Raw genomic sequence first — 22798 nt, 5'->3', positions numbered from 1 at the left:
AGGATTTGAACTAGTATTTGACGAGAATTGAACTGGGAGGACTGGTATGACAGAATCATTCTCCAGCCGGTTGAACGCCGCAATGGCGTTCCGCAATGTCAAACAAATTGACTTTGTGCATGCGGCTGAGAAGTTCAATATCAAACTTGGTAAAAGTCATATGAGTCAGTACGTGAGCGGCAAAACCGTGCCACGTGCCGATATCGCCCATTTTCTTGCGGCTTTTCTGCAGGTCAATGAGGATTGGCTGATGGGAAAGGACGTTCCCATGGAGCAGAACCCCGCCGCCTTGCCTGCAATCGAGTCTGATGAAACCCGACATGATAGCAATCCTGCATCAGCGCAATCAAAAGAAGGAAAGACTATGCGCACCTTTGCGAAATCCCATAAGCTCGACAATGTGCTCTACGACGTTCGTGGTCCGGTGGCGGACGAGGCGGCACGCATGGAAGCAGCGGGAACGCATATTCTGAAACTCAATATCGGCAATCCTGCGCCATTCGGATTTCGGACTCCGGATGAAGTTGTGTATGACATGGCGCAACAGCTGCCTGAGACCGAAGGATATTCACCGTCCAAAGGTCTGTTCTCGGCACGCAAAGCCATCATGCAGTATGCACAGCTCAAGAATATTCCGAATGTCTCCATCGATGATATCTTTACTGGCAATGGCGTCAGCGAGCTCATCAACCTGTCGCTGTCCGCATTGTTGGACAACGGCGACGAAGTGCTAGTGCCTTCGCCGGACTATCCTCTGTGGACCGCCTGCGTGAATTTGGCCGGCGGCACCGCCGTGCATTATATCTGTGACGAGGGATCCGAATGGTATCCCGATATCGACGATATCCGCTCTAAAATCACGGATAAGACCAAAGCAATTGTCATCATCAATCCAAATAATCCGACCGGAGCGCTTTATCCGAGGGAACTGTTGCAGCAGATTGTCGACATTGCCCGGGAACATCAGCTCATTATTTTCTCCGATGAGATTTATGATCGCCTAGTCATGGATGGGTTGGAGCATATTTCTATTGCATCGCTGGCTCCGGATCTGTTCTGTGTGACGTTCTCCGGTCTGTCGAAGTCGCATATGATTGCCGGATACCGCATTGGATGGATGATACTTTCCGGCAACAAGCGTATTGCAAAGGATTACATCGAGGGCCTGAACATGCTGGCGAACATGCGTATGTGTTCGAATGTTCCCGCTCAGTCGGTGGTGCAGACCGCTTTGGGTGGGCATCAGAGTGTCAAAGACTACATCAAGCCAGGTGGCCGCGTGTACGAGCAGCGCGAACTGGTCTATCGGATGCTCAATGAAATTCCCGGCGTTACCGCAGTTAAGCCGAAAGCGGCGTTCTATATCTTCCCGAAGCTAGACGTCAAAAAGTTCAATATTCACTCTGACGAGCAGTTCGCATTGGATCTGCTGCATGACAAGCATATTCTAATCAGTCATGGCGGTGCGTTCAACTGGCAGAATCCAGATCATTTCAGGGTGGTATATCTGCCGCGTATCACGATGTTGAAGGAAACCATAGGTGAGATCGCTGATTTCTTGAGTACATATCATCAGGCATGATGACCTTGGTTGTTTGAAGGACATTCATGGGGTGAAGCGCGCGCAGTATCGCGACGCTCCACCCCTAAATACTTATAGTCACATTACCCATAAGTATGGTTACGATCCTTTGGAGGATGCAAAGCGCAGGCGATCCAAGCGGATCCGTCAGGCTACCGCTTCATGCCTCCGTGCTGGAATAAGCTGAAAACATGTAGAGCAATAACAGAAATTCCCCTGTCAGAATTCTGACAGGGGAATTTTTTAGCCTAAATCGCTAACGTCTAAGCAAGAAGCTCAGCCGTTGACACGGTCGATGCCGGCCTGGACGTCGGTGAGGACGGAATCCCAGGACTTGATGAAGGAAGCGACGCCGTCGGCTTCCAGCTTGTCGGTGACAGCCTTGAAGTCGATGCCCAGCTCAGCGAGCTTGGCCATGATGGCGTGGGACTCTTCGTAGGTGCCCTTGATGGTCGGGGCGCCGTTGCCGTGATCGGCGAGAGCGTTCAGGGTCTTCTCCGGCATGGTGTTCACGATGAGCGGAGCGACGAGCTCGTCAACGTAGACGCAATCGGAGTAGGCCGGGTTCTTGGTGCCGGTGGAGGCCCACAGTGGACGCTGCTTCTTGGCACCCTTGGCTTCGAGAGCAGCCCAACGCGGATCGTTGGCGAACTTGTTCTCGAACAGCTCGTAAGCGAGGCGAGCGTTGGCGATAGCGGCCTTGCCCTCGAGAGCCTTGGCCTCATCGGAGCCGATCTCCTCAAGCTTGTTGTCGACGGCGGTGTCCACGCGGGACACGAAGAAGGAAGCGACGGAACCGATGTGCTTCAGGTCATGGCCGTTGGCGTCAGCCTGAGCGATGCCTTCGATGAAGGCGTCGATGACCTGCTCGTAACGCTCGAGCGAGAAGATCAGGGTGACGTTGACGGAGATGCCCTTGGCCAGGGTTGCGGTGATTGCCGGCAGGCCTTCGAGGGTTGCCGGGATCTTGATCATGGCGTTCGGACGGTTGACCTTCTCCCAGAGCTCGACAGCCTGCTTCTCAGTGGCTTCAGTCTCGTGGGCCAGACGCGGATCAACTTCGATGGAGACGCGGCCATCGACGAAATCGGTGGCTTCGGCGATCTCACGGAAGATGTCGGTGGCGTTACGCACGTCGGTGGTGGTGAGCTCGCGGATAGCGGTCTCAACGTCAACCTTGCCGAGCTCCTTGAGCTGTGCATCGTACGGGCCGACCTGGCTCAGAGCCTTCTGGAAGATGGACGGGTTGGTGGTGACGCCAACGACGTTCTTGTCCTTGATGAGCTCCTGCAGGTTGCCGGACTCAATACGGGTGCGGGACAGGTCGTCCAGCCAGATCGAGACACCGGAGTCAGAGGTGCGCTGAGTTGCTTCAGTCATTGTTTTTCTCCTTGATACCTTTTTGGATCAAATCTTTATCTATTGTGCGGTAAAAGGGGAGAGGCACATGCATTGTGCCCCTCCCCGTCGAATCACTTGGCGGCTTCGACTTCCGCGATGGAGGCCTTGGCGGCTTCGACAACATGCTCGGCGGTGATGCCCAGGTCGATCATGTTCTGAGCGCCGTCGCCCTGCAGGCCGAACTGCTCGATGGAAACCGGCTTGCCGTAGGAGCCGAGGTACTTGTACCACGGCATGGCAACGCCAGCCTCAACGGAGACACGAGCCTTGACGGAGGCCGGAAGCACGGCTTCCTTGTACTCGGCGTCCTGCTCCTCGAACCATTCGAGGGACGGAGCGGACACAACGCGAGCCTTGATGCCTTCGTCAGCCAGGGTCTTGGCTGCGGACACGGCCCACTGCACTTCGGAACCGGTGGCCATGATGATGACGTCTGGGGTGCCTTCAGTGTCAACGAGCACGTAGGCGCCCTTCTTGACGCCGTCCTTGGCCTTCTCGGCGGTCTCAGCGAGAACCGGAACGCCCTGACGGGTCAGCACCATAGCTGCCGGCAGAGTGTTCTTCTTCTCGAAGAAGTAGCGGTAGGCTTCGGCAGTCTCGTAAGCATCGGCCGGACGAACGACCTCAAGCTGCGGGATGGCGCGGAAGGAGGCCAGATGCTCCACCGGCTGGTGGGTCGGGCCATCTTCGCCGACGGCGACGGAGTCGTGGGACCACACATACAGGTTCGGAATCTGCATGAGGGCGGCCAGACGCACGGCGGAACGCTCGTAGTCGGAGAACATGAAGAAGGTGCCGCCGAATGGACGGGTGTGGGAGCCCAGAAGGATGCCGTTGGTGATGGTACCCATGGTGAATTCGCGCACGCCGAAGTGCAGCTGACGGCCGTACGGGCTGCAGACCGGCCACTGCTTGGTGGCGCACTCGGCGGGAGCGAAGGTGGCAGCGCCCTTCAGATCGGTCTTGTTGGAGCCACCGAGGTCGGCGGAGCCGCCCCAGAGTTCCGGCATGACAGCGGCGATGGCATTCAGCACGGAGCCGGAAGCGCCACGGGTTGCAACGCCCTTGCCGACTTCGAAAGTGGCTTCAAGGTCATCAATGGCCTTGTCGAAGCCTTCCGGCAGCTCGCCAGCCTTGAGGCGGTCGTACAGAGCGGCGTTGTCCGGGTTGGCCTTGCGCCATGCGTTGTACTTCTCGTCCCATTCCTTGTGGGCTTCGAGACCGCGCTCAGCAACCTTGCGTGCGTGAGCCAGAGCCTCTTCGTCGACATGGAAGGACTCTTCCGGATCGTAGCCGAGCAGTTCCTTGAGGCCTGCGACGGCTTCGGTGCCCAGCTTGGAGCCATGAGAAGACGGATCGTTGGTCTTGCCCGGGGTCGGCCAAGCGATCAGGGTGTCGACCTTGATGAGCTTCGGCTGGTTCGGGGCAGCTTCACGAGCCTTGGCAATGGTGTCGGCCAGACCCTCGACATCCTCCTTGTAGGAGCCGTCAGGCTGAATGAAGCTGAACTCGTCGGTGTACCAGCCGTAGGCCTGGAAGCGCTTGAGCACGTCTTCAGCCAGAACCAGGTTGGTGTCGCCTTCGATCTGGATGCGGTTGGCATCGAAGATTACGGTCAGGTTGCCCAGCTGCTGGTTGGCAGCAAGGGACGCAGCTTCGCCGGAGATACCTTCTTCGATATCGCCTTCGCCGCAGATGACCCAGATGTTGTGGTCAAACGGGGACTCGCCTGCCGGAGCTTCCGGATCAAGCAGGCCACGCTGGAAGCGCTGGCCATAGGCGAAACCGATGGCGGAAGCGAAGCCCTGGCCCAGCGGACCAGTGGTCATTTCGATGCCCGGGGTCAGGCCATATTCCGGATGGCCCGGAGTACGGGTGTCAGCGCCGCCACGGAAGTTCTTCAGATCGTCCAGGGTCAGGCCGTAGCCGGAGAAGTACAGCTGGACGTACTGGGTGAGGGAGGCGTGGCCGCCGGAAAGGATGAAGCGGTCGCGACCTTCCCAGTTGGGATCGTTCGGATCATGCTTGATGAAATGCTGATACAGAGTGTAGGCGATAGGCGCCAGGGAGACGGGGGAACCCGGGTGGCCGTGTCCCGCACGCTCAACCGCGTCGGCCGACAGGACCTTGGCCATCTTGATGGCGCGCTCGTCCAGCTCGGTCTCCTTGAATTCGGTCATGGATTACTTTCCTTCCAATTGGTCGGGCCGCGTATCCGGCTTGTGCCGAGCGCTCGACGCCCTCACATTGCGTTTCCCATAGTAGCGACGTGAGGTGACGTTGTGATGGATTTTTGGCGTGTTTTGGTAGTTTGTGTTCTGTTAGCGCTAACAATTAACATTCTCGTGCGATTGTTCTGTTCGATTGGTGGTATGACGAGCATTTCGGGAGATCGATATCGAAAAAAACGAGAAACACGTACTCTGGAAGCGAACGTATTAGCACTCGCGCGGCACGAGTGCTAATACAATGGGAGAAGCATTTACGGAAGATGGTTTCGCCTAATATCGCAGATATACCGAAAACCGGATTCCGCTGAGTTGTATCGCATATGTGAAAGAGGAGGCACGCATGACGCAGTCAAGACGTATGTTGGTACTGCGTGCCATCGTCGAGGACTATATTCGCTCGCAGGAGCCAGTCGGTTCGACCACCTTGACCAAAGATCATGATCTGGGCGTCAGCTCGGCCACCGTCCGTAATGATATGGCCGCCTTGGAAGATGAGGGATACCTTATTCAACCCCATACGTCAGCAGGGCGCATACCAACGGAAAAAGGGTACCGATACTTCGTGGACCGTTTGGCCACAGTGGTGCCGATGTCCGAAGCGCAACGCCGTGGCATCAACAGCTTCTTGTCGGGATCCGTCAACCTGCAGGACACCTTGCAGCGCGCAGCCCGTCTTCTGGCGCAGATCACCGGTCAGGTCGCAGTCGTAGCGGCGCCGTCGTTGGCGAAATCAACGTTACGGCATATCGAAATCGTTCCCGTATCAATCAACACCTTATTGGCCGTCGTCATCACCGACACCGGCCGAGTGGCGCAGCATATACTCAACGTTTCCGAGTTGCCGGATGCCACGGTGCTGTCGCATCTGGTCAACGAAATCAATGCGCAGTGCGCCAGCGTTTCCTTGACTCGAACCGCAGACTATGTCAGGCAGATGTCGTCCCGCAAGGAATACCACTCCATCAGCAAATTGGTGGAAACGCTTGCCCAGGCTTTCGATGGCATGGCCGACGACGAGCGCGCGAGCGAACTCTATATGGCAGGAACCTCACGGCTCGCGCACCAGCGTACCGTGGCCGATCTTGCACCATTGTTCGATGCGTTGGAAGAGCAAGTCGTGCTCATGAAACTCATGAGCTCGTTGAGTGAAGCCACGCAATCCAATGGAGTCGGGGTGGCCATCGGATCCGAAACGCACACGCCCGGCCTGCTGCACGCATCCGTGGTGACCAGCGGATACGGTCGAACCTCGGCAACCGTTGACGACGCCGCAGAAGGCGAAACTGCAGAAGAACAAGGGAGAGAAGCCAGCGATCGCACCACTACAGCGCAAGATTCCAGCGAGCCCATTGCTTTCGTCGGATCCATCGGGCCGACGCATATGGACTACGCGGCGACCATGGCCGCAGTGCGTGCCGTCGCCAGATATCTGACCGCATTCGTGGCACACGACGAAAACCAAACCAACAGCTGACCCCGCCTTATGGCACAATGACACGCAGAAAACAATAGGGAGAAAGAACAACAGTGACGGACTATTACGAAGTGCTGGGCGTAGACCGCTCCGCAAGCGACGAGGAGATCAAAAAGGCCTATCGAAAGATGAGCCGCAAATATCATCCCGATATCGCAGGTCCGGAATTCGAAGATAAATTCAAGGAAGTCAACAACGCTTACGAGGTACTGTCCGACCCGCAGAAGCGTCAGATGTTCGACGCCGGCGTGGACCCGAACGATCCAAATGCCGGAGGTATGGGCGGCAGCGGATTCGGTGGCGGATTCGGCGATATGGGAGACATCTTCAGCATGTTCACTGGAGGTGCCTTCGGAGGTGGTAACGGTGGACCGACCCCGCGTACGCAGCCAGGACGTGACTCACTTGCCACGGTAACCATCGACTTGAAGACGGCGGTGTTCGGCGACACCGCGCATGTTGAGATCAAGACGTTCGGCCTATGTCAGGAATGCGCCGGAACAGGGTGCCAGAAAGGCACCCAGCCTGCGCAATGCCCCGACTGCCATGGACAAGGCTACGCCCAGCGCGTAGTACGCACCATGCTCGGCCAAATGATGACCACTGCGCCATGTGAACGCTGCGAAGGACACGGTACCGTTATCGAAAATCCGTGTCCGTCCTGCCTTGGTCATGGTCGCGTGCGCACCACTCGTAATGTCGGTGTGTCCGTGCCTGCCGGAGTGGCGAACAATACCCGTCTGCGTCTCGCCAATCAGGGCGAAGTGGGTGAAAACGGCGGTGTTGCCGGCGACCTGTATATCGATATCCGCATCGCTCAAGACGACACCTTCACTCGTGACGGTGATAATTTGCACTGCTGGATTCAAGTGCCGATGAGCTGGGCCGTGCTGGGGCATGATCTGGAAATCGACACGTTCGACGGCAAGCAGTCGGTGAGCGTGCCTGCAGGAAGTCAGCCTGATGACACTGTGACCTTGAAGAACCTGGGTGTCACCCATCTTAACAACAAGAACGAACGCGGCGATCTGGTGGCGCATATCGCAGTGAAGATTCCGACAAAGCTTACCGATGACGAGCGTAAGCTGATGGAACAGTTCGCCGAAAAGCATGACGCCGACGCCCAGCATGTCGCGGTAAGTGCACGTCCAACTACCGGAACGAAGAAGGGATTCTTCTCCAAGTTGAAAGATGCGTTGCGCTGATTTTCCTTGTTCTAATGCCTTACATCCGATAAGAAAACAGCGTTAGATCGCATTCAAATAGCCGGTTGCTTCAAAAATCAAGGCAACCGGCTATTTTGTCAATGTTTCTGCTGTAGCAAGCGGATTGTCTCATGTCTACAACAGCCAATCATTAGACATATCTACATGTTTATTTGAGCAATGACCGGCACATGGCGCGATATTGGTTCACATAACCGCCGCCGAAGAACACGCAATGGCCGGCGATGGGGTAGAGCTGCCACAAAGTGGTTCGTTCCTGCCATCCTGCCTTCAACGGGTGCACGGACTGGTATCCGTCGAGAATGTCCCGCAAATACGACATACCGAACAGGTCAAGCATGGCGAGATCCTCTTCACGATGTCCGCCATGCGCGGCCGGATCGATCAGCACCGCTTCCACAGATCCGGAATCGGCTGACCACATGACATTGCCGCTCCACAGATCGCCATGCACACGCGCAGGCTTATCGTTAGCTGCTTTGCCCAGTATTTCAGGCAGCGCTTCAATGACAGCTTCAGTCAACTCCATGTCGTAGTCGGTCAGTTCGCGACGTTTCATACCAAGCCGTACCATTGGTCGGAGCCTGCCTTCGGCCAAATATGTGACCACGTCATCCCATTCGCCTGTATCCATAGGAACCGGATCCTGCAGGGGGCCAAAATAGCAGGTTCCCGCATAGCCGGCCGGGGCGGATCCGAAATAATCAGCACCGGCATCGTGCATGCGGGCGAGGGACGCGCCGAAATTATGCGCGGCCTGCAGTGTCGGCCCGCAGGCGTTCACACGTTCGATATCAAGATAATCCTTGTCCCAATCGTATACGTCCACAACACGCGGACCTCCCTTGGAGCTCGCTTCACCAAGCCATTGCAGGCCACGGCCTTCGCATTCGAAGAAACCTTCCGGGCTGAATGCTCTGCTTTTGCGGTATTTGCTCATAATGCCAGGCCTTTCTTTTGCATCATGCGCCACGTTTGCGAGACTATATAGAGTCGCTGGCGAGATTCCGATAGGTTTTGGCACCATTGTGTGCATAGTTTGAGACAACTCAAGGATCCATAGTGAAAAATTAGACCCCTCTCGCTAGTCTTGGATGCGGAAAAGCAGACGAAACCATTGATACATATAAAAGAGGGTTCATGAATTTTTTCCAAGCGATTTTCCTTGGGCTGGTGCAGGCATTGACCGAGTACCTGCCGGTTTCTTCCAGTGCCCATATCCGCATCATCGGCGATTTGATGCTGGGCTCTGACCCGGGTGCCGCGTTTACCGCCATTATTCAGATTGGCACCGAGCTTGCCGTCATTTTGTATTTCCGTCACGACATCATCCGTATTCTCGGTGCTTGGTTTGGCTCCCTGTTCGGCAAGGAGGGCAAGGACTTCAAAAGCCGTATGGGCGCACACAATCCGGATACCCAGATGGGCTGGTTCATTATTCTCGGCACCATGCCGATTCTGATTGCGGGCCTGCTGTTCAAGCATGCCATCGAAGGATCGCTGCGCAATCTGTGGATCACCGTCACCGTGCTTGTGCTATTCGGCGTGTTGCTGTGGGTGGTCGATGCTCGTTCCAGGCAGGTCAAGACCATGAAGGAAATGACGTGGAAGGACGCGTTGATCTTCGGCATCGGCCAGATGCTCGCCCTGATCCCAGGCGTTTCCCGTTCCGGCGGCACCATCACCTTCGGCCGTGCTATGGGGTACACCCGTGAGGCAGCCGTTCGCGTGAGCTTCCTTATGGCCATTCCCGCCGTATTCGGCGCAGGCATTCTGGAAGCCGTATCGGCCGTTAAGGACGTTGCGACGGGGGATGCCGGCATGTTCCCAGGCTGGGGCCCGACCATCGCCGCAGCCATCGTAGCGTTCGTAGTCGGCTATGTGGTGATTATCGGCTTCCTGAAGTTCGTATCCACATTCTCGTACAAGGCATTCGCCATCTACCGCATCGGCTTGGCAGTCGTTGTGGCACTGCTGCTGATCACAGGCGTGCTCTCTCCGCTGGAAGCCGTGGCTACAGCGTGAACCTAGTTCGATAAGCGAACAACAAACAAGAAAGTTGGGCCGGCCATCGCAGGATGGTCGGCCCAACTTGTATATTGACAGCCTGTCGTCAGTTGCAACATCAATTGCCACGCAAGAACGATTCGGCCTCGCGAATCAATTCCTCACATGCCGGCATGCCATTCGACGCGATACGTTGTGCCTGGGCGTTCAAATCATAATCCCGCTCCAAACAGGCAAGATAATCGCCAGCGTGTGTCTGCTCGACAATCTCATCGGCATTTTTGCGCCATTCTGCGGCCTTCCTGTTCAAATCACCCTCGATAAGCGGATGCTCCAACAGAAGCGACAATGCGCGAACCAACTCAAGCGTGCCCTGCAAACATTCCGTATTGGCGCAATAATGAGGCACGGAAACCCACATGGACGTGGTTCGGAATCCTGCATCCGACGCAAAAGCGTCAAGAATATTAGGAATGCCCACAGGGCCGTTATATTCCTTGTCAGGCTCGCTTTCGCAGCCATTCTTGGAAATGTCAAGCGGCAAAGGCCTCGTATGGGGGCAGTTGTCGAACATGGATCCTAACGTGACGATATCGCTCACATCGTAATCCTCTGCGATACGCAATGTATGCCTGCAGTATTCCTCCCAACGATAATTCGGCTCGGGGGCAATCTGCGCAAGCAAATGCAGCGTAGGGGAGACGTCAATGTCATAAAACGTGGTCTGCGGCCAAATGATTCGTTTACGTCCCTGTACCGAGCAGATCATCGGGCGAGCCACCTGATAATCATAAAAACCCTCGTTGTCGATATGACGCACCTCCTGTGAATCATATCGCGATACAAGATGCCGTATGACATTCGTCGCGGCCTGGCAGGCATCATTCCAACCCTCGAATGCGGCGATCAATATCGTCGTTCGTCTTGTCGTCTCCTCACACATATTTCAAATGTATAACGAAACCGTAGAGGCTGCGACACGCTTTTGCCGTCGGTGAATGACAAGCATTCGCGATATCGCTGAAAACCACTGCAGACAGTCAACGAAATAGTTAACGGTCTATTTTCACAGCACTTTCAGACGTTTATCATTTTGTCCGATAATGTATGTTATGTCAGAAAAGTATGCCCGCCTTCGACTGACACTCTCTTCTGTACATAACATCGTGGATTACGCCAGCACGTCCCTTTCAGGACTTTGCTCGGACATAATCCAACGGTATGACGGGTGGCGTCTTCGCTGCGCTGGACGCCTTTCATGGTCAGCCTTTGATGGCTCGATTGAGTTTTCTTTCCATTTCGCTTTTCATGCCATTCCTGGCCTGCAGATACATAAACACCAGCTCCGCGGCGATCAGCAAAATCATCAGCGCGGCTGACGGCCATCCTACTTGCTCGTAGAAATGCCGGAATTTTACGGAAAAACCAGATTTGAACATCGTATATACCGGGTATGGCAAGGCGCCAATAACCAATGAGGCGAAGTGTAAACCAACAATCGGCCAACGTACTGGATATACGTCGCGCTTGGTTTTTGAGAAGATATTTCCGCGAATCGCGGTAATCGAACAAATGTTCACTGCAATGACTGCCGCGACAATCCACAGCAATGCCGGCAGGATATCAGGCATGCGACACTCCCCCTATTGTAATCCGTCTCTACATATCTACCGTATATCGATGACCATGTAACCCGACTTGGCCTGTTCAACCTATGCGGTATCGCCAAACCTGTATATTACAGTGAAACAGCGGTGTGTGCCTGCCGCTTCGCATCAAGCTTCTTTTTCATGCGCATCGCAGCGATGTCGTCAACAGGACGGGTCGAGTCCGCGGTGGAAGGCATTGTAGATAAATCGACATACTCCTCGTGTTCAAGAGCATCCCTGATTTGCTTCCACAGGGATCCCATGGATACTCCGAACACTGCCCTACCGCTTTGCAACAGTGCCATCATTTGCTCGCTGTCCGTGCATTCGTGCACATGCTGCCCATCACACATAATAGTGATGTTTTCCAGCTGCTCAGTAGTGCGTTGCGTTAGAAAGCCAATGGCAGCTGTCACATTCTGCAGATTGATACCCGCATCAAGCAGTTTTTTCGACACGGCAAGAATCACCACGTCCTTGAACGAATACAATCTACGTGACCCAGACCCATGCGATGGAGTGATGGAAGGCTCCACAATCTGCCTGCGCGCCCAATAATCAAGCTGACGATAAGTGATGCCGGACACCCTCGATGCCACTGAACCCTTATAGCCACGCGTCACCAGCTGTGCATCGCTTGCGGGAAACAACTCCCCCTGTACCGCAGTCGGCACATGCAGATGCAACCGCATTGTTGGCCCTGCCTCATTCATCGCATTCTCCTACGACACATAAACAACGCCCATGAGCCTCTGTATGAAGCCCATGGGCGCGAAGCTGTTGTACACAGTTTATCCCGCATCACGCGGATCAACCGGCAATGACGGCCTTATTGTCGAAATAAACCAAACGGAACTTGCCAAGAATGATTTCATCGCCATTCTTAAGTTCCTGCTGATCAACACGCTGACGGTTCACATACGTGCCATTCAAGCTTCCCGCATCGATGACGCAATATCGGCCATTCGACCTGCGGAACACCGCGTGGGCGCGAGAAACCGTGGAATCATCCAAAAGGATATCGGCACTCGGATCACGGCCGACGGTAATCTCATCCTCATCGAGAAGATACCGCGACCCCGATACCGCTCCCCTAGTCGAGATCAGCAGCGCCGTGCCGTCGGCAAGACGCATAATGGTTTCAAGGTCCTCCTTCGTCAGAGGACGGTCTCCGGTGGAAGTAACCGGTACAGTTATTGCAGGAAGGCCAATGATGGTCGTTTCACCTGCGCTTGGAATCGGATCAGTCATAGTCGCCATTCTAGTCATTACCCTTACAAATAGCCGGCATTGAGGCCGGCATGGTCACGAATCATACACCGCAAAGCGGGTTTCACCCCTCAGTTTTGTCAATAATCGACACGAACTGGTCGTGCGGCAGCATGTCGTCATAGCTACGCCAACGGCGTTCCAGCTCACGATTTGCCTCGTCATGCTGTTGTTGACCAAGTTTGGCATAAGCTTTCAGCTCGTTCGGCCCCATGTCTTTGACCGGCTGATTGAGATTCAATGCTTCGTCACTCACAGACAGCCATTGTAGCCACACACCCTGAAAGAGTACGAAAAAGCCCGGATACAGCGTGTGCCCGGGCTTAAATCACATTCAAAGATCAATATTACAAAGAATAATTTCAGCGCTGCTCGTCGATCATTTCCTGCAGTGCCTTGTTGACGGACGGAGAACCGGCCGCCATGGACAGGGCGTTGATGCCGCTGATTTCGAAACCACGCTTGATTGCGGAGAAAATCTGATTCTTGTTCATGTTATTTCCTTAGTGCTCGTTTTCTTTGACGCACCTTGCGTCTTACCATCTTCTGTTGTTGACAAGTACCAATATAGAGATTTATCAGACTGAAATCATTGCCCGACCATTCGTTTTATAGCAAAATCATCGGTTACTCTTGAATTAAGAGCATTGACCGGAGAGTATGGCTTCGGCCAGCGAGTTCACCCTGCCGGCCGCTACATACGACACGCCTGAAACGACGCCCAAACCGACGAAAACTAGCCAGTCGAAACCACTGCAGACTCTACTGCAGACCGAAACGCCCATGACCATGAGAACCACCGTCCAAACCCGACGGCCGCCACCCATTTCCGACACGCCGAACGAAACGGCGGAATCCCAACGAAACCAACAAAAAAAGCGGCACGTCATGCCGCCCGATGGTGGGTGATATAGGAATCGAACCTATGACCCCTTCCGTGTGAAGGAAGTGCGCTAGCCGCTGCGCCAATCACCCAATAATGGTTGTACAGGAACTCATGTCCCAGTGGGCGATACAAGATTCGAACTTGTGACCCCTTCCGTGTCAGGGAAGTGCGCTACCTCTGCGCCAACCGCCCAGGTTATCCATCATGCCAACTTACGTCGAGCATAATGAGAGGTGGGTACGAGAGTCGAACTCGTCTATACGGCTTTGCAGGCCGCTGCCTAACCGCTTGGCTAACCCACCCTAAAGGTCGATAATCAATCGGAACCTTAGAGCGGACAACGGGACTCGAACCCGCGGTCTCAACCTTGGCAAGGTTGCGCTTTACCAACTAAGCTATGTCCGCATGTGCTCCGCAGTATCACTGCCTGAGCACGAGTATCTACTATACTCACATTTCCGTAATTTGCAAATCAGCGTGTCGCGCCTTTTCCGGACGCACCGTCAGCCGAAATATTCCTCAACGACCTGCGCAAGTTCGTCTACAGTATCAATGACTTGGTATGCGCCATGCTCCTTAAGCTCGCCTGGCTCGGCATAGCCCCATCCGCAACCTAGGCAGTCAAGGCCGCACGCCTTGGCCCCATCGGCATCGGTCCAGCGATCACCAACCATCAACGCACGATCACCGGCAGCCTCATCAAAACCGATATGTTCAAACGCCCAACGGATCACCTGATCCTTGTCAAGGCGGGAATTATCGGTGCTTGCACCATAAATGCCGTCTACCATGGCATCCAAGTGGAAATGTTCACAGATCGGAATGCACTGATACTGCGGCTTGCAGCTGGCAATCGCCAGATAGTATCCATCGGCACGCAACTTAGCCAGCTGCTCCGGAATACCATCGTAGATGGTGTTGTTCAGACGACCCGGAACTTTCTGCCCCGGATTGTTGGGATCGTCAAACACAGCCTCATCCGCATAATACCTGCGATAAATAGCGATACCCTCATCAAGACGATCTTCAGGAATATCGTTGCGCCGCAGAGATTCAATAATCGCAGGACCGATGAATCGCTGCAATTCCTCATCATCCGGAACCGGATACCCCAATTCCTCGAACACTTTGACCACACAGCCGATGATTCCCGGATCAGATTTGGTCAGAGTGCCGTCGAGGTCAAGCAGAACGACTTTCTTGGATTGCCTGGTCTGTTCGGACATGAATTGGTTCTCCCTTTATTCCTATCGATTCGTTTTCATCGATGTGATACCTGTGGACGCTAACAATTATGCCCAGCCATACTGACTGGGCATAGTGTTCAAGTGTCGTTCAGCTGTAGGTCACTCGTAGTCTGGGAACCAACCGTCACGATGCATTTGCAGTCGCTTGTCAAGCAGCGTCTTCAGCTCGTCTTCGGTACGACGCTCCAGCAGCATGTCCCAGTGCGTACGAGTCGGCTTGGATATTTCGTCATCCTCACGATCCCCGTCGCCCTCACGACGCGCGGTCATGCCGCAACGGCATTCCCATTCCTCCGGAATCTCCGCGCCCTCAGCGAACGGCAGAATCGTACGGTGCCCTTTCGGGCACACGTATGCGACGTCGTTTCGGGCCGCGAAATCCACATTATCATCGGATTCCAACGACTTTGCGCCGATGCTCATGCCTCGCAGGCTACGTTCTGCCATATTGCCTTTGCCTCCTTGGGATTGTCCGCTCTTTCTAAGCTACAGAACAGTTCGGACGTGTCTTTTATTCCTTGCTCGTTTGCTGATTGCCGATTTTTACTGTCAATTTTAGTCGACGCCAGAATATGCGACGATGCCGCGATTAATACGCTCGTATGCCTGCCTTGCGATTGGCGACAACGTTTCGGCGCGTTCGGCAAGATACGGTCCGGCCACAGCTATCTGTTGCAGCACGTCGGCAAGTCGTTTACAGTTGCGCACGAAATCTCCGCCAGTCAGCTCAGTGCCATATAACACCTGCGAGAGGCTTTCACCCTGCGCCCACTCGTAGACGATGTCGGTGATGCCGAAATCAAGCTGGCGCGGCTCTTCGAGCATATGATCCTCACACAGCATGGCGATCGACGCATGTATACCTTTGAGCTGCGCGGCGCACACGGCCACATTGCCCTGAATGCCTCCAGGATAACGACGCGGCTCTCCCCCGCTTCCCCTGCGGGCTTCGAATACCAGCGATGCGACAACGCTGGCCAACTCACAGGCATTCAAGCCGTCGAATGCACCAGCCTCGATCGCTTGGGCCAATACCAAATCAAGCTCACTGTACAGATGCCGCAGCAACTGGCCCCGTTCCGTAAGCTGATAATCGCCATGGCCCGCGGATCCCCGCACCGACTGAAGATAGCCGAGGTCGGCAAGCACAGTGCAGATATGATCAAACTGACGTGCCACGGAACCGGTACGCGAATCGTATCGATGCTGAACACGTTCTAATTCACGCGTCTCACGCGCCCAGCGATGCCCCCATTTCAAGTGCTTCTGCACGTCTGGACACTTGCGGCACGGGTGGTCACGGTCTTCTTCACGAAGTTTTTTAATGCGTCGGTCAAGCTCCATGAACGCCTGGCTACGGTCTTTCTGCGTGCTGAACACCTCATGTTTAAGCCTGCGACGTTCATTCTTCTCCAAATCACTCAAGCGCATCCTCAGACGCATGAATTCCTTGAAATCACCAAACTCACATTGGAAGGCCTGTTCGTACCCCTCCAAAGCCTTGCGCAGGGTTTCCATCTGCGCTTCAAGCTGCCAAGCCGACTCGTTGGCCTCCCACTGCGCGAAGGAATGGTCGAGCGTAACGCGGGCGGTCTCGTAATCGCTGGTATTCAACAGGTTCACAGCCATGTTGAAAGTCGGTCTGAAGCTTGAGTGCAATGGATATACTCGCTTGCTGGACAACGAGGCCGCAGTGGCTGGCATAAAACCACGGTGATCCACTACAACGGCATGTCCAATGGTGTCGATGCCGCGACGTCCTGCGCGACCGGTCAGCTGGGTGAACTCGCCGGGGGTCAAGCCAACATGCCCAGTGCCATCGAATTTCTCGAGTTTTTCGACCACCACGCAACGCGCCGGCATATTGATGCCCAGTGCCAGCGTTTCCGTTGCGAAAACCATCTTGACCAAGCCATCTTCAAACAAACGTTCGACAATCTGTCGGAACAATGCGACCATTCCCGCATGGTGTGGGGCAAACCCTTCTTCCAAAGCAAAACGGAATTGCGAGAAATGTAGCGCTTTCAAATCCTCTTGGCTTAGCTGGCCTTCGACCATTTCATCAACGATCCGTCTGATCCTACGTACTTCATCGCCGGTGGTGAGTTCCAAACCAGCATTGATGCATTGGTCGACCGCCTGATCGCAACCATTCCTTGAGAAAATGAAATAGATTCCCGGCAGCATGTCAAGAAAATTCAGTTCATCCACAACGGCCCAACGTCGAGGCGTATGACGTTCAGCTTTGTGGGGACGTTCATCCCAGCGTCCGCCCTTGCCTTTGGAACTACGCCTGTCGGGACGCTCCTCTCCTCTGCGACGTGCCGCCTGACGGTCCAGCTGATCGAGTCTGTTCACCAGTTGCGCATTGAGTTTGACCGTCTGTTCACCGTTGGCGTCACGGCGGTACAGATCGATAAGCTCCGGTTCGGTATGGTCGTCTGCCTGCACGAGCACATGCTGTTCCAGTGGTACCGGACGCTGTTCCGATACGACCAGCGTGGTTTTGCCACGGACGGATTCAATCCACTCGGAAAAATCCTCGACATTGGAGACCGTTGCGGAAAGACCGATTATCTTCACATTCTCCGGCAAGTGGATGATGACTTCTTCCCATACCGGACCTCGGAAACGGTCGGCGAGATAATGCACTTCATCGAGAATCACATAACGAAGCGCTTCAAGCGTTACGGAATGCTCATACAGCATATTGCGCAGCACTTCGGTGGTCATGACCACAATGTTCGCTTCGGAATTGATAGATGTGTCTCCGGTCAGCAATCCAACCTTATCCGCGCCGTACTGGGCAACCAGATCATGATACTTCTGATTGCTCAACGCCTTGATCGGCGTGGTATAGAAAGCTTTGACGTTCCGTGTCTGTGCCAGATAGATGGCGAAATCCGCTGCAACCGTCTTGCCCGCGCCGGTCGGCGCCGCTACGAGCACATTATCCCCGGCCTCCAATGCCTCGTTGGCCTGTAACTGGAATTCGTCAAGTTCAAATGGCAGGGATCTGGCAAACTCGGCGGCAACAGTACGCTGTTTGGCCTGCGTCTGTTTGAATGCGGCGTACCGCTGTGCGGGGGACAGTTTGACGGTCTCATTGGTATCCGACATGCCAGTGCCGTTATTACGGCGACGATGATGGGTCATAATTCCTTACAATTTAGTCAGGTCAATCATTAAAATGACGCCATTGCGCCCACTGTTGGGCATGGCGATTGCGCTTCGCCTCACGCCTTTCGATGACTTCAGTATGGGCATTCGTGTAGCGCTCGGTAACATCCTGCAGAGGTCTGGTGAAGAAGGGTGCATCGTTCTCGTCTTGCTGGGTCAATGGCTTACCCATCGCGTCGATCCGCTTCGCCGCGCGTTCGCCCAGTTTCGCCACATCCTTGAACGCATGGTAACCATGAAGGCACGCATAGACGATCCCGGAAACGACCATCACCAGCATGAATAGAGCGAGTGCCAGCCAAACCCACCAAGGCATAGAACCACTCCCGTCAGTTCTCGTTCTCACGGTCACCGATGCTCAATTCATGCTGAGCACGGGCAACGATCATGGTACGCAGCGTCTCAGGAGCCACAGCGGTGATATGTCGCGCATGTGAAATGCAGAACGCGACATACCAGGAATCGGACGAGACGATCAGATGCACTTTCTCGCCTTCTCCGCACTTTTCGACCGTTGCCCCCGACAATCCGTCAATAAACGACAGATTGTCCTGATTGGTGACGAACACAGCCGAAGTTCCATTGTCAAAGCTCCACTTGCGCAATTCGGATGCGGGTACATCAGGAATGTCGATCTTTGCAATCGGCTCGACTAATTCAGCCTTTTCAATGCGGGAGATACGTAGCACCTGCCAGATGCGAGGCTTGCCCGTAGCCTTGTTGATCGTGGTGTCTTTCTTCACATACTTGGCTTTATCCGCAGGTGCAGCAGCAGCGACATCAGTCCATACGGCAACGTAGAAAACACCCTCGTCAACGAAGATCTTGTCTGGAGCGACAAGCTTGCGCTGGGCTCGTCCTGCGCCATCCGTGTATTCCATGTCAAGCAGCGAACTCTTGGAAATCGCGCTCTTCACGATGGAGAAGTTGCGCGGCTCCATTTCATAGCCAGTCAGGCTCAGCCATGGCATATCCCCCGGCTCAACATGACGGCGAAGACGGCTGTACAACGATTCGGCCTGCTCGCGAAGCTTGTCCGGCAGCAATGACGAATGCGCGAGATAGCTTACGGATGCGGTAAGCATACTCAGATACTGCTGTGAAATACCTGCCAAGCGTTCCAAACCAAGCGAATTCGTGGCGGAAACGATGCCTTCCGCATCAAGCAGCGACCAATCGATATCAAAGAATTGGCTTCCCGCCATCTCCCCATCATCGGAAACCGTGGTCAGCGTGTTGATGTCTTTATGAATGACATTGACGAACTTCTTCAGCTCATCATCGGACTTCGGTTTGCCAATGAAACGTTCCGCAAGCTCCTCAAGCGAATATTCCTCGCCAAGGTGAGCCGAAAGGAACAGCATCAAACGCAGGCGACGGTCGACTTCACTACCGGTCTGGAATGCGGAATTCTTCTTCGGGCGTCCTTTGCTTTCCTCGACATCGTCATCGTCTGCGCTATTGCGACTGATCTCCATGGCAGTGACGGTGGAACTGTCGTCTCCCGTGGACTCGTCGGCAGGTACGAACTGCGTTGCTGCATTCAAACGACGGTTAAACGCATCAACGGCTTCCTGCGGGCTGACGATGGACGCGCCTGGATGGGATAGTACGAACATGGCCAGATCATCGGAATCAGTATAAGCGACATTCAAATGCTCGCCATCAACATCCACCGTGGCCGCGAAACGCCGCTGATCGACGACTTTGACCAATTCGTCGGGAATGGACTGGGTTCCCAGTCCAGGAGCAATGGAGTCAAGACCAAGTCCCGGAATAGGTGTCTGAGGAACACGCGGCGCGGTACGAGACGTATGTTGCGTCTCATGCGCAGGAGCCGAGGAAATCGACATAGAACGGGCCAAGTAGTTGGCGGCAGCCAAAATCGGCAGATCCTCATCCCCGAACAGCAGACGAACACGAGGCTCGTCACCAAGCTGCAGACGGTAGGACGCGAAGTCCTGTCCCTCCGACTTGGATGAATACTCCGGCTGCCTTGATTCGATGGCAATGCCCATGGCCGCAAGCTTGGCGCGGTCACGCTGGAATTGCTTGGCAAAAGCCGCCTTCGCCGCCTGATCGGCCAGTTCCCCATAGGAATCGGCATACGCCTTCACGCGCTGAGCAATCTGACGGGAAGTGAGCCATTGCGGAAAAGCTGAGGAAAGCACAGCCAACACATCAAGTTCGTGCTTGCCCCATTTGTCGGAGAAACGACGCCTTCCGTTACTGCCCTCTGCCATTAGTCCTCACGTCTCGTTAACGTTTCATTCTAAGTGCGTAACCAGTATAGGCTTCCGCACACACCTCTCTATGATAGAGGGTTTTCGCTCAGATTGTGCCTATTTTACGAAAAAATACAGTTTTTCGTGTTGAGAACACCCCTCGAATCAGACCCAATCGTCAGGTTCCACGCCTTGCGGGCCAACGTATTCGCCATTCGGAACATAACTCGGCTCGCCGGTGTCAGGCAACCGCGCGTCACCAAACAGTATTACATCCCTGCCAAAGGTCCAGTCGCCCTCGATATCGACGGAATTCGCCGCGGCGAGCGATGGGACTCCATACGGGAATCTCGTATCGAAATCATGAATGTTCTTGTAGTACCGTGCGTCCAAATGAACGTCCGGGAAAATGTAGTTACCGTCCTCCATCTCATACTGATCCGTCAGATGGAATCGATCAGACCGCATGATGAACAAATCGTCGGTGGTTTTCACCGGCAGGAAACGCATACGGTCCACGCACACGCAAGTGGCACCATCAAACAACGTCACCGCGGCTCCCATGGCCGTTTCCAGCTGAATGACCGGCTCGCTCGTCGGATCGGTGGGATCAACGGTCTTTTTATTACGGATGACCGGCAACGGCAGCACGCCGTCATATGCTGACAGCTTGGCCTTCAAAGCGTCAATTCGCACCCAGATACTGTTCGTGTTGAAGTACGGGTGTTTTTCAATGTTCTGAGCATCGTCTTTGTCATTTGGATGCACCTGACTCATTTCGCGCAGCATCAAACGACCCGTCGCCTTGTCACGCACGATATGGCCGCCCTTGCGGTCGGCGGGAGTGCGCTTGGCGACTTCGATCATGAACGGAGCGCCGGTATTTTCGAAATGCTGAGCCAGCGTACGCGAAGGTCGCGCACCGAGATTGTCGGAATTCGAGATGAACAAATACTTGAATCCATGTTCCTCGAGCACGTCGAGCAACCCGGATTCCCAGATGGTTGAGAACAGGTCACCGTGACCTGGCGGGCACCATTCAAGTTCGGGATTCGCCGGGAAGCTGACAGGAAGGCCCGTTTCCGCGCTGATCTTTGGTTCCTGATGCTGCACAATCTCCAGAGGAATATCCTCCTGATGGAATTTCTTGTTGGCTCTCAGCACCTTCATGGTGTCGTTCGAAGTGCGGAATGAATTCATCAGTGTCAACGGCAGCTCCACACCCAGACGAGTGCGTGCGGTCAACACCTGTCCGATGATGATGTCGATGAAACGCATCTGACGGGCCTTGTGGCGACGCATGGGCAAGAGAGACTTGGCGCAATCCAGTCCCATGGAGGTGCCAAGCCCACCATTGAGTTTAAGGAATGCGGTTTTTGCGAACGCATCAACGGCTTTGTCGTGGTTGATGGTCTCGTAAACGTCATGGAAACTTGGCACCCCCACTAACGGTTCCACCTCATCCTCGCGAATCCAGCTGCTTGCCTCCTCGTTACGCCAAACCTCATATAGACGCTTGAACTGCGCAATGGCCATATCGGTCATCCCATTTTCCCGCATCTTTGCGGCGGAGTGTTCGAATACGTCCTCGGTCAATGTCTTTCCCTTTCGTGCGGGCGTTATGTTCTCGTCGTACCTAGGTAATACTACGACATATTTCCCGTAACGGGGGCTTTTGGAAGTTAAAAAAGATATTTTTTAACACAAAAGACATCTTTACGCGCCCTTCATCACGTTTCATTGACTGCGCGACACGATGTATTTGAAAAAAACCACAGACTATGCTATGTTTTTTTCTCGGTGCTTTTGCATCGTTCGGACCATAGCGCAGTTTGGTAGCGCACTTGACTGGGGGTCAAGGGGTCGCGGGTTCAAATCCCGCTGGTCCGACCAGAAAAACCCGGATTCGCATGATTTCGGGTTTTCTTTTTAAGGTTGTCAGTCTTACACATGCAGGTAAGGGGTGATTGTCTTGAAGTCGAGGGACGCCCAGCCACAGTTTGACGATGTTGATGACCTTGCCCACGTGTTCGACTCTTCCGTGCCTGAAGATGAATGGAAGATCCGTCTGCCCCGAGAACTTGGCGTGGAAGCCAGAGAACGCGCGAAACATGATGGGATCACTCTCACCGAGTTGACCCGAAGAGCACTTAAAAGCGATAACCTGAGCAACACAGCCGACACCATTCGTCCAGGACGAAGGCCAAAGAACACCGACGGACGCGAACAGCTTGGCGACGAATGGAAAATCAAACTCCCCTATGCCATCGGCAAGACGGCACGGGAACGCGCAACGGAAGAGGGCATATCCTTGAGCTCTCTCGCCCGACGTGCGATCAGCGGATATCTACGCCAAAGAGACGCCGAGGAACAGCCACTCTTCTAAGACGACCAGTCAATAGCGTGCCGCACATTAGCTAC

At 54.5% G+C, this 22798-nt stretch carries 20 protein-coding genes and 5 tRNA genes; 6 read left to right on the top strand and 19 right to left on the bottom strand.

Going from position 1 to position 22798, the window contains the following annotated elements:
• Positions 1–46 precede the first annotated feature (46 nt).
• Positions 47–1582, top strand: coding sequence for an aminotransferase class I/II-fold pyridoxal phosphate-dependent enzyme (locus tag NBH13_RS00930; RefSeq protein ID WP_099571847.1), 1536 nt, complete (start codon positions 47–49; stop codon positions 1580–1582).
• Positions 1583–1858: 276 nt separating this feature from the next.
• Here the strand turns inward: NBH13_RS00930 and tal are convergent, their stop codons facing one another.
• The gene (gene tal / locus NBH13_RS00925) at positions 1859–2962 is read right to left on the bottom strand and encodes a transaldolase (protein ID WP_003834796.1); all 1104 of its coding nucleotides are present in this window, start codon (positions 2960–2962) and stop codon (positions 1859–1861) included.
• 92 nt (positions 2963–3054) lie between these two features.
• On the bottom strand, positions 3055–5163 hold the full coding sequence (gene tkt / locus NBH13_RS00920) for a transketolase (protein WP_099595611.1): 2109 nt from the start codon (positions 5161–5163) through the stop codon (positions 3055–3057).
• A 391-nt stretch (positions 5164–5554) separates the two neighbouring features.
• Between tkt and hrcA the strand changes: the two genes are divergently transcribed.
• Together hrcA and dnaJ are read left to right on the top strand one after the other, a co-directional pair.
• Complete coding sequence (gene hrcA / locus NBH13_RS00915; protein WP_144090335.1) at positions 5555–6688, top strand: heat-inducible transcriptional repressor HrcA; 1134 nt, start codon at positions 5555–5557, stop codon at positions 6686–6688.
• 53 nt (positions 6689–6741) lie between these two features.
• Positions 6742–7893 carry a molecular chaperone DnaJ gene (gene dnaJ / locus NBH13_RS00910; RefSeq protein ID WP_099571851.1) on the top strand — a complete coding sequence of 384 codons (1152 nt, stop codon included), beginning with the start codon at positions 6742–6744 and terminating at the stop codon, positions 7891–7893.
• 169 nt (positions 7894–8062) lie between these two features.
• On the opposite strand, the gene NBH13_RS00905 is transcribed toward dnaJ, so the two are convergent.
• Positions 8063–8854, bottom strand: coding sequence for a fructosamine kinase family protein (locus NBH13_RS00905; RefSeq protein WP_144164082.1), 792 nt, complete (start codon positions 8852–8854; stop codon positions 8063–8065).
• Between the two features lie 200 nt (positions 8855–9054).
• Between NBH13_RS00905 and NBH13_RS00900 the strand changes: the two genes are divergently transcribed.
• Positions 9055–9939, top strand: coding sequence for an undecaprenyl-diphosphate phosphatase (locus NBH13_RS00900; protein WP_099571853.1), 885 nt, complete (start codon positions 9055–9057; stop codon positions 9937–9939).
• A gap of 100 nt (positions 9940–10039) precedes the next feature.
• Here the strand turns inward: NBH13_RS00900 and NBH13_RS00895 are convergent, their stop codons facing one another.
• The 16 genes from NBH13_RS00895 to NBH13_RS00825 all read right to left on the bottom strand — a co-directional run bounded on the left by NBH13_RS00895 (position 10040) and on the right by NBH13_RS00825 (position 21937).
• Positions 10040–10864 (bottom strand): PAC2 family protein, encoded by an 825-nt coding sequence (locus NBH13_RS00895; RefSeq protein ID WP_144090336.1) that lies wholly within the window; start codon positions 10862–10864, stop codon positions 10040–10042.
• Positions 10865–11183: 319 nt separating this feature from the next.
• Positions 11184–11552, bottom strand: a complete 369-nt coding sequence (locus NBH13_RS00890) for a hypothetical protein (protein WP_099571855.1) — start codon at positions 11550–11552, stop codon at positions 11184–11186.
• 107 nt (positions 11553–11659) lie between these two features.
• Complete coding sequence (locus tag NBH13_RS00885) at positions 11660–12283, bottom strand: MerR family transcriptional regulator (RefSeq protein ID WP_099595619.1); 624 nt, start codon at positions 12281–12283, stop codon at positions 11660–11662.
• Between the two features lie 97 nt (positions 12284–12380).
• On the bottom strand, positions 12381–12821 hold the full coding sequence (locus NBH13_RS00880) for an FHA domain-containing protein (RefSeq protein WP_099571857.1): 441 nt from the start codon (positions 12819–12821) through the stop codon (positions 12381–12383).
• 82 nt (positions 12822–12903) lie between these two features.
• Complete coding sequence (locus NBH13_RS00875; protein ID WP_099571858.1) at positions 12904–13095, bottom strand: hypothetical protein; 192 nt, start codon at positions 13093–13095, stop codon at positions 12904–12906.
• A gap of 106 nt (positions 13096–13201) precedes the next feature.
• Positions 13202–13333, bottom strand: a complete 132-nt coding sequence (locus tag NBH13_RS08655; RefSeq protein WP_003834774.1) for a hypothetical protein — start codon at positions 13331–13333, stop codon at positions 13202–13204.
• 405 nt (positions 13334–13738) lie between these two features.
• Positions 13739–13814: transfer RNA gene (locus NBH13_RS00870), tRNA-Val, on the bottom strand.
• 31 nt (positions 13815–13845) lie between these two features.
• A tRNA-Val gene (locus NBH13_RS00865) sits at positions 13846–13917 on the bottom strand.
• A gap of 39 nt (positions 13918–13956) precedes the next feature.
• A tRNA-Cys gene (locus NBH13_RS00860) sits at positions 13957–14027 on the bottom strand.
• A 30-nt stretch (positions 14028–14057) separates the two neighbouring features.
• Positions 14058–14130, bottom strand: a tRNA-Gly gene (locus tag NBH13_RS00855).
• A gap of 98 nt (positions 14131–14228) precedes the next feature.
• Positions 14229–14951, bottom strand: coding sequence for an HAD hydrolase-like protein (locus tag NBH13_RS00850; protein ID WP_099571859.1), 723 nt, complete (start codon positions 14949–14951; stop codon positions 14229–14231).
• A gap of 120 nt (positions 14952–15071) precedes the next feature.
• Positions 15072–15419: an RNA polymerase-binding protein RbpA gene (locus NBH13_RS00845; protein WP_099571860.1), complete on the bottom strand. Its 348-nt coding sequence runs from the start codon at positions 15417–15419 to the stop codon at positions 15072–15074.
• Between the two features lie 108 nt (positions 15420–15527).
• Complete coding sequence (locus tag NBH13_RS00840; protein WP_144171067.1) at positions 15528–18092, bottom strand: DEAD/DEAH box helicase; 2565 nt, start codon at positions 18090–18092, stop codon at positions 15528–15530.
• A 58-nt stretch (positions 18093–18150) separates the two neighbouring features.
• Positions 18151–18468, bottom strand: coding sequence for a hypothetical protein (locus NBH13_RS00835; protein ID WP_099571861.1), 318 nt, complete (start codon positions 18466–18468; stop codon positions 18151–18153).
• A 13-nt stretch (positions 18469–18481) separates the two neighbouring features.
• Positions 18482–20395 carry a helix-turn-helix transcriptional regulator gene (locus NBH13_RS00830; protein WP_099571862.1) on the bottom strand — a complete coding sequence of 638 codons (1914 nt, stop codon included), beginning with the start codon at positions 20393–20395 and terminating at the stop codon, positions 18482–18484.
• 147 nt (positions 20396–20542) lie between these two features.
• On the bottom strand, positions 20543–21937 hold the full coding sequence (locus NBH13_RS00825; protein ID WP_236824368.1) for a UTP--glucose-1-phosphate uridylyltransferase: 1395 nt from the start codon (positions 21935–21937) through the stop codon (positions 20543–20545).
• A gap of 256 nt (positions 21938–22193) precedes the next feature.
• Between NBH13_RS00825 and NBH13_RS00820 the strand changes: the two genes are divergently transcribed.
• A tRNA-Pro gene (locus NBH13_RS00820) sits at positions 22194–22270 on the top strand.
• A gap of 70 nt (positions 22271–22340) precedes the next feature.
• Positions 22341–22763, top strand: a complete 423-nt coding sequence (locus tag NBH13_RS00815) for a hypothetical protein (protein ID WP_144171063.1) — start codon at positions 22341–22343, stop codon at positions 22761–22763.
• Positions 22764–22798: the final 35 nt, after the last annotated feature.

It is taken from the genome of Bifidobacterium intestinale (genome assembly GCF_023656765.1).
In the GTDB taxonomy this organism is placed as follows: Bacteria; Actinomycetota; Actinomycetes; order Actinomycetales; family Bifidobacteriaceae; genus Bifidobacterium; species Bifidobacterium hominis.
This window is presented reverse-complemented; position numbering and strand designations above follow the sequence as displayed.

Coding starts and splice junctions, on each gene's coding strand:
- NBH13_RS00930 (WP_099571847.1), top strand. CDS start 47: ATGACAGAATCATTCTCCAGCCGGTTGAACGCCGCAATGGCGTTCCGC.
- tal (WP_003834796.1), bottom strand. CDS start 2,962: ATGACTGAAGCAACTCAGCGCACCTCTGACTCCGGTGTCTCGATCTGG.
- tkt (WP_099595611.1), bottom strand. CDS start 5,163: ATGACCGAATTCAAGGAGACCGAGCTGGACGAGCGCGCCATCAAGATG.
- hrcA (WP_144090335.1), top strand. CDS start 5,555: ATGACGCAGTCAAGACGTATGTTGGTACTGCGTGCCATCGTCGAGGAC.
- NBH13_RS00905 (WP_144164082.1), bottom strand. CDS start 8,854: ATGAGCAAATACCGCAAAAGCAGAGCATTCAGCCCGGAAGGTTTCTTC.
- NBH13_RS00900 (WP_099571853.1), top strand. CDS start 9,055: ATGAATTTTTTCCAAGCGATTTTCCTTGGGCTGGTGCAGGCATTGACC.
- NBH13_RS00895 (WP_144090336.1), bottom strand. CDS start 10,864: ATGTGTGAGGAGACGACAAGACGAACGACGATATTGATCGCCGCATTC.
- NBH13_RS00890 (WP_099571855.1), bottom strand. CDS start 11,552: ATGCCTGATATCCTGCCGGCATTGCTGTGGATTGTCGCGGCAGTCATT.
- NBH13_RS00885 (WP_099595619.1), bottom strand. CDS start 12,283: ATGAATGAGGCAGGGCCAACAATGCGGTTGCATCTGCATGTGCCGACT.
- NBH13_RS00880 (WP_099571857.1), bottom strand. CDS start 12,821: ATGACTGATCCGATTCCAAGCGCAGGTGAAACGACCATCATTGGCCTT.
- NBH13_RS08655 (WP_003834774.1), bottom strand. CDS start 13,333: ATGAACAAGAATCAGATTTTCTCCGCAATCAAGCGTGGTTTCGAAATC.
- NBH13_RS00850 (WP_099571859.1), bottom strand. CDS start 14,951: ATGTCCGAACAGACCAGGCAATCCAAGAAAGTCGTTCTGCTTGACCTC.
- NBH13_RS00845 (WP_099571860.1), bottom strand. CDS start 15,419: ATGGCAGAACGTAGCCTGCGAGGCATGAGCATCGGCGCAAAGTCGTTG.
- NBH13_RS00840 (WP_144171067.1), bottom strand. CDS start 18,092: ATGTCGGATACCAATGAGACCGTCAAACTGTCCCCCGCACAGCGGTAC.
- NBH13_RS00835 (WP_099571861.1), bottom strand. CDS start 18,468: ATGCCTTGGTGGGTTTGGCTGGCACTCGCTCTATTCATGCTGGTGATG.
- NBH13_RS00830 (WP_099571862.1), bottom strand. CDS start 20,395: ATGGCAGAGGGCAGTAACGGAAGGCGTCGTTTCTCCGACAAATGGGGC.
- NBH13_RS00825 (WP_236824368.1), bottom strand. CDS start 21,937: ATGCGGGAAAATGGGATGACCGATATGGCCATTGCGCAGTTCAAGCGT.